Source organism: Roseomonas aerilata DSM 19363 (assembly GCF_000711725.1).
GTDB lineage: Bacteria > Pseudomonadota > Alphaproteobacteria > Acetobacterales > Acetobacteraceae > Roseomonas > Roseomonas aerilata.
Genome location: NZ_JONP01000006.1, coordinates 76970 through 90437, shown reverse-complemented (window position 1 = coordinate 90437; position 13468 = coordinate 76970). Strand labels below are relative to the sequence as shown.

Here is a 13468-nt window from a genome sequence, read left to right as displayed (position 1 = left end):
TAAAGTTTCCGGAACGGTCCATCCTATAGAAAGGCACGATGGTGAAGGCCGGGGCGGCGGCCAGCCGATGCACTCACGGCTTATTCACTGCCCGGTGTGGCCCGGGATCCGAGAAAATCGAGGACCAGCCGGGTCGCATGATCCAGCCAGGCCTCGCCGGCCGCGTCCTCCCCGATGTCCCGCCGCAGGTACTTGGCGAGCGTCCAGCGGTTGGAGAGCGGGAAGTAACAGATCGACATGATCGTCACGAGCAGCTCGACCGCCGTCACGTCCTGCCGGAACAGTCCGGCCGCCACGCCGCGGCGGAGCACGTCCTCGGTGATGCGGATCTGCGGCGAGGCGAAGCCCTCGATCCGCTCCGACGAACGGACATGGACGCCGCCATGCAGGTTCTCGGTGTTGAGGAGGCTGATCAGCTCCGGATGCGTGCGGTAGTAGTTCCAGGTGAAGGCGATGACGCTCCGCATGGCCTCGCGCGGGCCCGCACCGTCCAGCTCGAGCGACGCTTCGGCCGTTACGAGATCTTCGTAGACCTTCTCGATGCAGCTTCTGAAGAGCAGCTCCTTGCTGCCGAAATAATGGTAGAGCATGCGCTCGTTCACCGCGGCGCGGCGGCAGATCTTGTCCACTCGCGCACCGCCAAAACCGTCTCGCGCGAACTCGGCAATGGCGGCGGAAAGGATGGCACCGCGCGTGGCGGCGGCGTCACGCGTCGTCCGCCGGGGCGGCTCCTTCGCACCCTCCGTGGGCCGTTCCTCTTTCCGCTTCGCTGCGGCCTTCGCCATGCCGGGCCGTTCCTCTCGGGGCAGCAGCCATAGAACCCCGATACCAGAGCGGCAAGCAGGGGAGGCGCTGGCGCCCTGGGGCTGCGGCGTGACGCCATTTCGGACGTCGGGGCACCACCGTCGGCTTTTGTATGTAAGTGTTTACTTCCGAGAAGTGGCCCGGCTAACCTCCCCGCCGTCACGGAGCCTCGCGGCGCCGGATCGCACCCTCTGAAAGGCTGGGATCGCTCGCATGGCCTTCATCCGGAACTGCTGGTACCCGGCAGCCTTCTCCAGCGCCGTGGGCGAGGGGCCCCTTCGCCGCACCGTCCTCGGGGAGAACATCGTGCTGTTCCGCGGCGAGGGTGGCGCCATAGCGGCGCTCGACGACCTCTGCCCGCACCGGATGGCGCCACTCTCCTTGGGGCGCGTGCGCGGCGGCGGCATCGAGTGCGGCTATCACGGCATGACCTTCGACGGGCGGGGCGCCTGTGTGCGCATTCCCGGCCAGGACACCATTCCATCAAGGGCGCGTGTCCGCTCCTACGCCGTCGCGGAGCGGCTTGGCCTGGTCTGGGTCTGGATGGGCGCGGCAGAGGAGGCGGAGGCCTCGTTGCTGGTGGACCTCGCGCAGTTCGACGACCCCGCCTGGGCCGTGGTGCCGGGCGAAGCGCTGGCCATCGGGGCCAACTACCTCAGCCTGGCCGACAACCTCTGCGATCCCTCCCATGTCAGCTTCGTGCACACCTCCACCCTCGGCAACGCGGCCAGCGTCGGCGTGCCCGTGCGGAGCCGCGCAGAGGGGCGCGAGACGGTGGTGTGGCGCTGGATCCTCGACGCACCGGCCATTCCCGTCTTCGCGCAGACCGGGCTGGTGCAGGGCAGTGTGGACCGCTGGCATTACTATCATTACCACGCGCCCTGCGTCGCGATCATCGACTTCGGCACGGCGCCGGCCGGGCTGATCGGCCCGGATGGCGACCGAGACAGGGGCCTTCGCATCTTCGCCGTGCACTGCATCACCCCGGTGGACGAGGGGCACTGCATCGACCACTGGTTCCACCTGCGCAATTTCGGCCAGGGCGACGCGGCGCTGGACGCGGCGTTAAACCGCAGTTTCCGCACCGCCTTCGACGAGGACAAGGCCATCCTGGAGGCGATCGAGACCGAGGAGAGCAGCCGACCCGGCTTCCGCCCCGTGCAGCTTGCGATCGATGCCGCGCCCAACCGCATGCGGCACATCGTGCGGCGCCTGATCGAGGCCGAGGCGGCTTCCCCGGCGCTGCAGGCAGCGAAATAGGCGCCGCTGCCGAGCGGACTGGACGTGCCCGCCGGCTGATCCTTACCCTTCGCACCCGGCATCACCCCTCCTCGAAGGAGACCGCATCGTGAGCAAGCCGCGCATTGCCATCGTCGGAGCCGGGCTCGGCGGGATCGCCGCCGCCCTTCTGCTGCGGCAGGAGGGTTTCGATTCGGTCCTCTACGAGCAGGCGCCCGCCTTCGCGCGGCTGGGCGCCGGCATCCATGTCGGGCCGAACGTGATGAAGGTCATGCGCCGGATCGGGCTGGAGCCGGCCATGGAGGCGATGGGCTCGCACCCCGATGCCTGGATCAGCCGGAACTGGGACGACGCGGCGGTGCTGTCGCGCATCCCGTTCGGCGATTACGCGCGCAGGACCTACGGCGCCTCCTACCTGACGGTGCATCGCGGCGACTTCCACAAGCTGCTCGCGGATACCGTGCCGGCCGGCGGGATCCGCTACGACAAGCGCCTCATTGGCCTGGAGGAGCGCGACCGGGACGTGCTGCTGCGCTTCGAGGATGGAACGAGCGTGGAGGCCGACATCGTCATCGGCGCGGATGGCGTCAATTCCGTCATGCGGGAGCACATGCTGGGCACGGAGCTGCCGCGCTACACCGGCTATGTCGGGCACCGCGCGGTGTTCCCGGCCTCGGCACTGGCCAAGTACGACTTCAGCTTCGACCAGTGCGTGAAGTGGTGGTCCGAGGACCGGCACATGATGGTCTATTACGTCACCGAGCGGCAGGACGAGTACTATTACGTCACCGGCGTGCCCCAGGCGGAGTGGGACATGAGCAAGGCCTGGGTGCAGAGCAGCCAGGAGGAGATGTACGAGGCCTTCGCCGGCTATCACCCCATGGTGCAGTCGCTGATCGATGCCTGTTCCGATATCACGAAGTGGCCCCTGCTGGAGCGCGACCCGCTGCCGCTCTGGAGCCGCGGGCGGATGGTCATGCTGGGCGATGCCTGCCACCCCATGAAGCCGCACATGGCGCAGGGCGCGGCGATGGCAATCGAGGATGCGGCGATGCTCGCGCGCTGCTTCAAGGCCGTGGGCGCGGAGGACTACGAGACGGCCTTCGCCCTCTATCGCGCCAACCGGATCGAGCGGGCCTCGCGCGTGCAGAAGGTGTCGCACGACAACACCTGGCTCCGCACGAACGAGGATCCCGCTTGGGTCTTCGGCTACGACGTGTTCGAGGTGCCGCTGGTGGAGCCGGTGCGCGCGGCGGCATAGACTCTCCTCATGGAGAAGGGGTGAGGTCGAGGTGAACCACGTGCCCAGCGCGGAGCTCCGGGCCCTCGTGCCCCCGGCCGACGGGTCCGGCGGCCTGCCTGCGCGATGATGCAGCACCCGGTCATCCATCTGCAGGTGAATGGCGAGGCGCACGCGCTGCGCCTTCCCGCGGACACGCGCCTTCTCTATGTCCTGAGGAACGACCTCTCGCTGAACGGGCCGAAATTCGGTTGCGGCCTGGGCGAATGCGGCGCCTGCACCGTTTTGATGGATGGCGTCGCCGCGCGCTCCTGCATCCTGCCGCTGGGCCTGGTGGAGGGGCGCGAGGTGGTGACGCTGGAGGGGTTGGCGGATGAGCACGGCCTGCACCCCGTGCAGAGGGCCTTCGTGGAGGAGCAGGCCGCCCAGTGCGGCTACTGCCTCAACGGCATGATCATGACGGCGGTGGCCCTGCTGGAGCGCAACCCGCATCCTACGGACGCCCAGATCCGGCAGTCGCTGCGCTACAATCTCTGCCGCTGCGGCGCGCATATCGAGATCCTGCGCGCGGTGCGCCGCGCCGCGGGCATTCCGGAGCCGGAGGTGCAGGAGTGACGGCGCGGCGCGACACGAGCGAGGCGAGCCGAGAGGCGCTGCTCAGCCGCGGCGGCCATCTCGCCGTCTCGCGCGATCCGGCGGGGCAGGGCAGGCGGCCGGAGGATCCGGCGACGGAGCTTTTCCTCGTCATGGACGAGCACGGCGCGACGAATGCGCTGAACGGCCATGTCGATCTCGGCACCGGCATCCGCACGGCGCTCGCGCAGATCGTGGCGGAGGAACTGGACCTGCCGCTGGAGCGGGTTTCCATGCTGCTGGGCAACACGGGCGCGGGGCCGGACCAGGGCGGCACGATCGCGAGCGAGACGATCCAGGTCACTGCCCATCCGCTGCGCGCCGCCGCCGCCCAGGCGCGCGCCGCGCTGCTGGCACTCGCCGCTGATGAACTGGGCGTGCCCGTCGACGCGCTGCGCGTGGTGGATGGCGTGGTCGGCGCCGAGGATGGGAACCGTTTTCTCGCCTATGCCGAGCTGCTACGCGGCCGCCGTATCCATCTGCAGCTCGATCCCGCGACGCCGGTCAAGCCGGTGGAGAGCTACCGCGTCGTCGGCCAGCCCGTGCCGCGCACAGATATCCCGGCCAAGGCGGCGGGCACCTTCTCCTACGTTCACGACTTGCGCGTGCCGGGCATGCTGCACGGCCGCGTGGTGCGCCCGCCCTACGCCGGGATCGATTCGGGCGATTTCGTCGGCAACAGCCTCATCGGCGTGGACAAGAGTTCCGTGGCCGACATCCCCGGCCTCGTCGCCGTGGTCACAAGAGCCGATTTCGTCGGCGTGGTCTGCGAGCGGGAGGAGCACGCCATCCTTGCGGCGCAGCGGCTGAAGGTGGCCTGGCGGGAGCCGCCCGCGCTGCCGGATCTTGCGGAGCTTGAGGCGGCGCTGCGCGCGAACCCCGCCGTGCCGCGCCGCTTGAAGGAGACGGGCGACGTGGATGCGTCGATCGCAAGTGCCGCGACCGCCATGCGCCGCACCTATGTCTGGCCTTACCACATGCACGCCAGCATCGGCCCCTCCTGCGCCGTCGCGAGGATGCGGGAGGACGGGATCACCGTCTGGGCCGGCACGCAGAACCCGCACTGGCTGCGCGACGACCTCGCGCTCCTCCTCGGCTTGCCCGTCGGGGCGGTGGAGGTGGTGCGGATGGAGGCGGCGGGCTGCTATGGCCGCAACTGCGCGGATGACGTGGCGGCCGATGCCGCGCTCCTCGCGCGCGCGGTCGGCCGCCCCGTTCGCGTGCAGCTCTCGCGCGAGCAGGAACACGCCTGGGAGCCTAAGGGCCCCGGACAGCTCATGGACGTGAACGGCGCGCTGGACGAGCGCGGCGAGCTGGTCGCCTACGAGTTCGAGACGCGCTTTCCGGGCAACCGCGCGCCAACTCTCGCGCTCATCCTCACCGGCGTCGTCTCCAATATCCCATCCGTCGGCGATATTGGGGATCGCACGGCGATCCCGCCCTACGACATCGAGAACATGCGGATCACCGTTCAGGACACGCCGCCGATCGTGCGCGCCTCCTGGCTCCGCGGCGTCGCCGCGCTGCCGAATACCTTCGCGCATGAATCCTACATGGACGAGATGGCGGCGGAGGCGCGGATCGATCCTGTCGAGTTCCGGTTGCGCTACCTGCACGATCCGCGTGCCGTCGCGCTGGTCAGGGCCACGGCGGAGCGCGCGGGCTGGCAACCGCGGCCGGAACCAAGCCCGCCCGCGGTGGCGGAAGACGGGCTGCTGCACGGCCGCGGCTTCGCCTATGCCGTCTATGTCCACGGCAAGTTCCCCGGGACCGCGGCCGCCTGGTCTGCCTGGGTGGTGGATGTCGCCGTGGATCCGGGCAGTGGCGAGGTTTCCGTCACCCGTGTGACGGCGGGGCAGGACACGGGGCTGATGATCAACCCCGCCGGCGTCCGCCATCAGCTCCACGGCAACGTCATCCAGGCCACCAGCCGCGTGCTGAAGGAGCGCGTGACCTTCGAGCACGGCGTGACTACGAGCAATGAATGGGGCGCCTATCCCATCATCACCTTCCCCGAGGTGCCGAGGATCGACGCGTTGCTGCTGCAGCGGCACGACCAGCCGGCGTTGGGCGCGGGTGAATCCGCCTCCGTCCCCAGCGCCGCCGCCATCGCCAACGCCATCTTCGACGCGACCGGCGTGCGCTTCCGCGAACCGCCTTTCACGCCGGACCGGATCCGCGCCGGTCTGCGCCCGGAGGAGCCCGCCTTTCCCCAGGCGCTGCCCGGCCCGCCCGCGCCGCCGGCCCGCAAGCGCCGCTTCTGGACCGGGGCACTCTCCGGCCTGGTGGGCGCCGGCGGGCTCGCGCTCGCGGCCCTGCCCTGGCGGCCAGCCATCGCGCCGATCGCCCCGCCGGATCCGGCCGCCTATGCGCCGGCGACCATCGAGCGGGGGCGGCTGCTTGTGGCGCTGGGCGATTGCGCCGTCTGCCACACGGCGGAGAACGGCATTCCGATGGCCGGCGGCCGGGCGCTGGAAACGCCCTTCGGCGAGATCGTCACCCCTAACCTGACGCCCGACCCCGAGACGGGCATCGGCGGTTGGTCCTACACCGCCTTCGAGCGCGCGATGCGGGACGGCATCGGCCGCGACGGGCGGCATCTCTACCCGGCCTTTCCCTACACGAACTTCACGCGCACCACGGATGCCGACCTGCAGGCTATCTATGCCTACCTCATGGCCCAGCGGCCCGTTCGGAACGAGCTGCCGAGGACCGGGCTCGCCTTTCCCTACAACCTGCGCCCGCTGCTGGCGGGCTGGAACGCGCTCTTTCACCGGCCGGGCACGGTGGAGGCCGATCCTGCCCGTTCGGCCGACTGGAACCGCGGAGCCTATCTCGTGGAGGGGCTGGGCCATTGCGGCGCCTGCCACACGCCGCGCAACGCGCTGGGCGCGATGGAGGGTGGGGGCGCCCATCTGACGGGCGCCATGGTAGAGGGCTGGGAGGCGCCCGCGCTGACCGGCCTCTCCCGCGCGCCCGTGCCCTGGGACGAGGCGGAGCTCTTCGCCTATCTCCGCACGGGGCAGGCACAATTCCACGGCGTGGCGGCTGGCAACATGGCCCCCGTCGTCGAAGGCCTCCGCGCGCTGCCCGACGCCGATATCCGCGCCATGGCGACCTATCTTGCCTCCTTCATGCAGCCGCCGCCGAAGGTGCCCTCCGCCATTGCGGCGAGTGTGCAGGCGGCCTCCGACGCGGCGGCCGGGCCCCTGACCGGCAGCATCGGGCAGCGTATCTTCGACGGCGCCTGTGCGGTCTGCCATGATCCCCGGACGGCGACCGGCTTCGGCGCACGTCCCAATCTTGCCTTCAACACCAATCTTTACAGCGACCGGCCGGACAACCTGCTGCGCGTGATGCTGGAGGGCATCCCGAGGCCGGCCGTGCCGGAACTCGGGGCCATGCCCGCTTTCGCGGGCAGCCTGACGGACGCGCAGCTTATCGACCTCACGCATTACCTGCGCGCGCGCTTCGCCCCGGGGAGACCGGCCTGGTCGGAGGTGCGGGGCACGCTGGCGCGGCTTCGGGACCGGTGACCGGCGCCGGATGATCCCGGGCGGGCGAGGCACGAGCGTGCTGTCGTGGTCTCGCCCGCGCTCCTCTCAGCCGACGCAGCCAGCCGCGTGGTGCCTCATGGAAACATGGTGCCGAGATGGGCGACGCGGGCGCCAGGAGCCGGGCACGCGCCTGGCCGTTTCATCAGGCGGCCCAGCGGTGCAGGGCGTTGTAAAAGCTTCATCATGCGTGAGGAAGTCGCCAAGGCCACATCTTGCTACTATTCGGCGTGGCCGGAGTTGACCTGCAACCGCTCCGTAGACAAGCGCGAAACGCTTTCGTAAGCATCGACCGATCATTCTGCGGATGTGTACTTGCTTTCCTGTCCGGAACCTCGCCGAGACCCCGCTCCGGAAGCCACTTCCGAAAGGGGGGAGTTGCGGCTTCGCACGATGGTCACGCGGGGGAGGCGCGCAGGGCTCGGCAGCGTCGGCGGCGCAGGGTTGCAGCGAGGACGCGCGGCGCACGAGTCCAGGGTAGAGAGGCCGCTCTGATGCCGCTCGACCATGCTGACCGGCCCGCCGATCCAACGGTGGGATGCGAGCGCGAGCCGATCCATATCCCCGGTAGCATCCAGCCGCACGGCCACCTGCTGGCCTTTGGGGCAGAGGATCTGCAACTTCTCCACGCGAGCGCCGCCTCGGAGGCGGTGCTCGCGACGGACCTTGCCGTAGCGTTCGGTGAGCCGATCGAGCGTGTCCTCCCGAATGACTGGGTGAAGGTGCTGCGCCCGAAGCTGCGCGGCCTGCCGAGCGTCGGCCCGATGCAGCTCGGCCGCTTCCGGGCGACATCCGGCGCGGCCTTCCAGGCGGTGGGGCATCGCTCCCCCGATGGGCAGGTCGTGCTCGAGCTGGAAGTGGAAGGCGACGACGAGGGGCCTGAGGCGCGGAGCACCCTCGAGGCACTCTATCCCGGCGTGCGCGACGCCTATGCCCGCCTCGGGCGCGTGGCGACGCCGGAGCTGCTGGCGGCCACCACCGCGGCGGCCGTGCGGCGCATCACCGGCTTCGACCGCGTGCTCGTCTATCGTTTCGAGGATAACTGGGACGGGACGGTCATCGCCGAGGACCGGAACGAGCGCCTGCCCTCCTATCTCGGCCTGCGTTTCCCGGCCTCTGACATCCCCGCGCAGGCCCGACGGCTCTATGAGCTGAACCCGCAGCGGCTGATCGCCGACGCCGGCTACAGCCCGGTCACCATCCTGCAGGCGGAGGACGGTCCGCCGCTCGACCTCACCTTCTCGAGCCTTCGCAGCGTGTCGCCGGTGCACCTTGAATACATGCGCAACATGGGGACGCCGGCCTCCATGTCCGTCTCCGTCATTCGCGGCGACGGGCGGCTCTGGGGCCTTGTCTCCTGCCACCACGCCACGCCGCGCCGCGTGTCGTTCGCCGCGCGGAATGCCTGCGACCTGGTGGCGCAGATGTTCGCCGTCCGCATCGCCGCCCGCGAGGAGATGGCGCATGCCGAGGCGCGCGCCCGTCTGAAGGGCCTTGAAGGACGCCTGCTGGCGCGCATGGCGGAGGCGAAGCACTTCGTCGATGGCTTGATGGCGGTGCCCAGGGACCTGCTCGAACTGACCGGGGCGGAGGGGGCGGCGGTGCTGACGGAGGGGGCCTGCGTCCTCACCGGCCGAACGCCGCCGGAGGCGGAGGTGCGGCGCATCGCGGCCTGGCTGGCCGAGCGCGGGATGGAGGAGGTGCTGGAGAGCGGCGCCCTCTCCGAGCTGCTGCCCTCGGCCGAGGCCATCGCCGACACCGCCAGCGGCCTCCTCGCCGTCTCGATCTCCAAGCTCCACCCGAGCTTCGTCCTGTGGTTCCGGCCCGAATTGGTCCGGACGGTGAAATGGGGTGGCGATCCCCGGAAGCCAGCGGATCCGACGCCGAGCCGCCTGCATCCGCGGCGTTCCTTCGCCGCCTGGGCGGAAACGGTCCGCCAGCGCTCGGCGCCCTGGAGCGCGGCGGAAGTGGAGGCCGCGCGCGACCTGCGCACCGCCATCGTCGGCGGCGTGCTGCGGGCGGCAGAGGAGCGGGCGGAGCTGACCGGGCGGCTGGAGCGCGTGAACAAGGAACTGGCGGCCTTCTCGTACTCCGTCTCGCACGACCTGCGTGCGCCGTTCCGCCACATCGTCGGCTTCTCGGAAATGCTGCGCGAGCGCGAGGGCGAGAGGCTGACCGACAGGGGGCGCCGGTATCTCACCACCGTCATCGAGGCCGCGGAGAATGCGGGCCGGCTGGTGGACGCGCTGCTGAACTTCTCGCAGATGGGCCGGACTTCCCTTGTTCCCGTGGGGTTCGACCCGGCGGCGCTCCTGGCGGAGGTTCGCCGCGCATTGGAGCCGGAGCAGGGCGGGCGGCCCATCGAGTGGCGGGTCTCGCCGATGCCGCTGATCCACGCGGATCCCGCCATGCTGAGGCAGGTCTTCCAGAATCTTCTCTCGAATGCCGTCAAGTACACGCGCGGCCGGGATCCGGCAGTCGTCGAGATCGGTTGCGAAACGGCGGAGAAAGAGTTCGTCTTCCACGTGAAGGACAACGGGGTCGGTTTCGAGATGGCCTACGCGCACAAGCTTTTCGGCGTGTTCCAACGGCTGCACCGGGCCGAGGAATTCGAGGGGGTCGGCATCGGCCTCGCGAATGCCCAGCGCATCATCGAGCGGCATGGCGGCCGGATCTGGGCCGAGGGCAGCCCGGGCAAGGGGGCGGTGTTCAGCTTCTCGCTGCCCCGCCCTGACGCGGTGACCGGGGAGTCGATCTGAGATGTCGCAGCTCAGGCCCGTTCTGCTCGTGGAGGACAGCCCGAACGATATCGAGCTGACCCTGGCCGCCCTGGAGAAAAGCCGCCTGGCCAACCCGGTCGTGGTGGCACGGGACGGCGTCGAGGCGCTGGACATGCTGTTCCGCCGCGGCAATTCGCCGGACGAAGCGCCACAGCTGCCGGCCGTGGTGCTGCTCGACATCAAGCTGCCGCGGATGGACGGGCTCGAAGTGCTGGAGGAGATGCGGCGCGAGGCGCGCACGCGCAACGTGCCGGTGGTGATGCTGACCTCCTCGCGCGAGGAGCAGGACCTGATCAAGAGCTACGGCCTCGGCGTCAACGCCTTCGTGGTCAAGCCGGTCGGGCACCGAGAGTTCTTCGAGGCGATCCGCGACATCGGTGCCTTCTGGGCCGTGCTGAACGAGCCGCCGCCGGACCATGCCGGTTCCGGGAATCCGGGCGAGGGGACGTGACGTCAGCCCGACCGGCCCTGGCGCCGGAAAGCGCCGACTGCCGCATCCTGCACCTGGAAGACAGCGCGATCGATGCCGAGCTGATCGCGGAATACCTGGCGCATTGGGGCCTTGCCAGCACCATCCAGCTCGTCGGCGGCCGCGCGGACTTCACCGCGGCCCTGCTCCGGGGCGAGATCGACCTCATCCTGGCCGACTTCGTCCTTCCGGATTTCGACGGCCTCACGGCCCTTTCCGTCGCGCGCGAGATCGCGCCCGATACGCCCTTCATCTTTGTCTCGGGCACGATGGGCGAGGAAGCCGCCGTCGAGGCGGTGAGGCAGGGCGCCACGGACTACGTGGTGAAGCAGCGCCTCGCCCGGCTGCCGATCGCCGTCAGGCGCGCGCAGGACGATGCCCGGGCTCGTGCAGGCCAGCGGGAAACACTGGCGGCGCTGCGCGAGAGCGAGGCGCGGCTGCGCCTGGCTCTGGAGGCCGGGCGGCTCGGCACCTGGGAACTGGATCTCCGCAGCGGGGCTCTTACCGCCTCGTCGCATTTCCGCGCGGCCTTCGGCCAGGAGGATGAGGGCCCCTTCACCTATACGGATCTTCTCGCCGCCATCCACGCCAAGGACCGCGAGCGCGTGCAGTCGGCCCTGGCGCGCTCGGTGTCGGAGCACGCGGACTACGACGTCGAGTACCGTGCGGTCCAATCCGACGGCACGGTGCGCTGGCTGCAGGTGCGCGGGCGACCGGTCCATGCGCCCGATGGGACCGCGCTCGGCCTGGCAGGCGTCTCGCTCGACATCACCGAGCGCAAACTGGCGGAGGAGCGGCAGACCTTGCTCTCCCGCGAGGTGGATCACCGCGCGAAGAACGCGCTGGCGGTCGTGCAGGCCACGCTGCGGCTGACGAAGGTGGCGGACGTGCCGGGCTATATCCGCGCGGTCGAGGGCCGGGTCGCGGCGCTGGTCCGGGCGCAGGCGCTGCTTGTCGAGGATCGCTGGGCCGGGGCCGACCTTCGCGCCCTGCTGGAAGGGGAACTCCTGCCCTTCCTGGGAACCGACCCCGGGCGCGCGGTGCTGAAGGGGCCGCGTGTCTCGCTTCCCGTCTCGACGGTGCAGCCGCTCGCCATGATCGCGCATGAGCTGGCCACCAACGCCGTGAAGTACGGCGCCCTCTCGGCCGCGGAGGGTCGCGTATCCGTTTCCTGGCAGGTGGAGCGCGGCGGCGACAACCTGGCGCGCTTGAAGCTGCGCTGGGCGGAATCTGGTGGGCCCCCGCTGAACGATGTCCCGAAGCGTCGCGGCTTCGGCGGACGGATGCTTGAAAGCGCGGTGCGCGTGCAGCTGAGCGGCGAAGTCGCGCTTTTCTGGGAGCCGCAGGGACTCGTCTGCGAGATCCAGATGCCGCTTGAATCCGTGCCGGCGGAGGTTCTGTCGGCGAGCGGCGATCGGGACCGTCTTATGGCGGTCTGACGGCCGCGGGACCTCCTTCGTTCTGGCATCCTCGGGCCCGGCGGGGGCATGAGCGTTCCTGTTTCGGCGCAACGGGTGGGTGTCCGCGGGCAGGGCGCAAGCGGCGCCGGCTTCGCGCACCCACCGACCTGCCGGAAGCGGCAACCGTTCCTTGGGTGATGCCTCCCAGGCATCAAAGATCGCCTCTTCCCATCTGCTGACACATCGGTCGAGGCTTTAGAAAGCAGCCCGCCGCGCTCGTCCCGCGCCAGGATATGAAGAAGCCCGGAGGAAACATGAACGTCATCCGTCCTGTCTTTCACCATGTCACGCTCAAGACGAGCCGCCTGCCCGAGATGGTGGACTGGTACGGCAAGGTGGTCGGCGTGCGCGTCAACTTCATGGACGCCAACAACGCCTGGACGACGAACGACGAGGCGAACCACCGCATCGCCTTCCTGTCGGTTCCGGGCCTTTCCGACGATCCTGAGAAGGTGCGGCACAACGGCATGCATCACAGCGCCTTCGAGTACGCCAGCTTCGCGGACCTCATGTCGTCCTACGCGCGGATGCGCGACGAGGGCATCCTGCCGGCCTTCGCGCTGGACCACGGGCTGACGATCTCGCTCTACTACCGAGATCCCGAGGGCAACTACGTGGAGCTGCAGAGCGACAACTTCGGCGACTGGGCGCTTTCGGGCGAGTTCATGCGCTCCTCCCCGGATTTCGCGGCCAACCCGATCGGCACCTTCTTCGACCCCGAGAAGGTCTTCCAGGCTCACAGCGCGGGCCGCGACTTCGCGTCGCTCCAGCCCGCGATCCGTGCCGGCGAATTCCTGCCGGCCTCGATCCCGCCCATCGGCCTGCCGGTCTGAGCCGGTGGTGCGGACGGCGCCCGCCAGCCTGGCCATCGCGATCGACCCCGTGACGAGGGCGGCCATCGAATGGCTCGTGCAGGAGCACGCCTGGCTGATCGACCATGGGCGCGCCGACGAGTTGCCGAACCTCTACACCGAGGACGGGCGGGTTATCGGGATCGGCGCGGACAAGATCGGCCGCGCCACCATCGCGGCCTGGGCGCAGGAGCGCGCGGCGATGACCGCTCGCCTTTCCCGCCACGCGCAGAGCAACCTCCGCCTCTCGCCGGGGGAGGGCGGGCTGGTGCACGGCACACTTCTCCTCACCCTCTATCGCCATGATGGGCCCGGCATGGGACCGGCCTTCCCCCTTCTCATCGCGGAGTACGAGGATACCTACGCCGAGGGCGGGGACGGTGCCTGGCGCTTCGCGGAGCGGCGCCTGAGCGTGCTGTTCGGCGCGGCCTGACAACA

General features: G+C 69.8%; 10 protein-coding genes. 9 read left to right on the top strand and 1 reads right to left on the bottom strand.

Going from position 1 to position 13468, the window contains the following annotated elements; all coding sequences use genetic code 11:
• Window positions 1-80 precede the first annotated feature (80 nt).
• Window positions 81-785, bottom strand: coding sequence for a TetR/AcrR family transcriptional regulator (locus tag BO39_RS08800; RefSeq protein WP_043832120.1), 705 nt, complete (start codon window positions 783-785; stop codon window positions 81-83).
• Window positions 786-1017: 232 nt separating this feature from the next.
• On the opposite strand from BO39_RS08800, the gene BO39_RS08795 reads away from it, so the two are divergent.
• The 9 genes from BO39_RS08795 to BO39_RS08755 all read left to right on the top strand — a co-directional run bounded on the left by BO39_RS08795 (window position 1018) and on the right by BO39_RS08755 (window position 13463).
• Complete coding sequence (locus BO39_RS08795) at window positions 1018-2064, top strand: aromatic ring-hydroxylating dioxygenase subunit alpha (RefSeq protein WP_043832118.1); 1047 nt, start codon at window positions 1018-1020, stop codon at window positions 2062-2064.
• A gap of 88 nt (window positions 2065-2152) precedes the next feature.
• Window positions 2153-3304: an FAD-dependent monooxygenase gene (locus tag BO39_RS08790; RefSeq protein ID WP_043832116.1), complete on the top strand. Its 1152-nt coding sequence runs from the start codon at window positions 2153-2155 to the stop codon at window positions 3302-3304.
• A 105-nt stretch (window positions 3305-3409) separates the two neighbouring features.
• The gene (locus BO39_RS08785; RefSeq protein ID WP_052401836.1) at window positions 3410-3898 is read left to right on the top strand and encodes a (2Fe-2S)-binding protein; all 489 of its coding nucleotides are present in this window, start codon (window positions 3410-3412) and stop codon (window positions 3896-3898) included.
• Window positions 3895-7452 (top strand): molybdopterin cofactor-binding domain-containing protein, encoded by a 3558-nt coding sequence (locus BO39_RS08780; RefSeq protein ID WP_084697974.1) that lies wholly within the window; start codon window positions 3895-3897, stop codon window positions 7450-7452. Before BO39_RS08785 ends, BO39_RS08780 begins: the two co-directional genes overlap by 4 nt.
• A gap of 512 nt (window positions 7453-7964) precedes the next feature.
• On the top strand, window positions 7965-10229 hold the full coding sequence (locus tag BO39_RS08775) for an ATP-binding protein (RefSeq protein WP_043832114.1): 2265 nt from the start codon (window positions 7965-7967) through the stop codon (window positions 10227-10229).
• Between the two features lies 1 nt (window position 10230).
• A complete protein-coding gene (locus BO39_RS08770; RefSeq protein WP_043832112.1) occupies window positions 10231-10701 on the top strand; it encodes a response regulator in 471 nt (156 codons plus the stop codon).
• Complete coding sequence (locus tag BO39_RS08765; protein ID WP_052401835.1) at window positions 10698-12158, top strand: HWE histidine kinase domain-containing protein; 1461 nt, start codon at window positions 10698-10700, stop codon at window positions 12156-12158. The genes BO39_RS08770 and BO39_RS08765 overlap by 4 nt, the downstream gene beginning before the upstream one ends.
• A gap of 275 nt (window positions 12159-12433) precedes the next feature.
• Window positions 12434-13012 carry a VOC family protein gene (locus BO39_RS08760; RefSeq protein WP_043832380.1) on the top strand — a complete coding sequence of 193 codons (579 nt, stop codon included), beginning with the start codon at window positions 12434-12436 and terminating at the stop codon, window positions 13010-13012.
• A gap of 7 nt (window positions 13013-13019) precedes the next feature.
• Window positions 13020-13463, top strand: coding sequence for a nuclear transport factor 2 family protein (locus BO39_RS08755; RefSeq protein ID WP_169742747.1), 444 nt, complete (start codon window positions 13020-13022; stop codon window positions 13461-13463).
• Window positions 13464-13468: the final 5 nt, after the last annotated feature.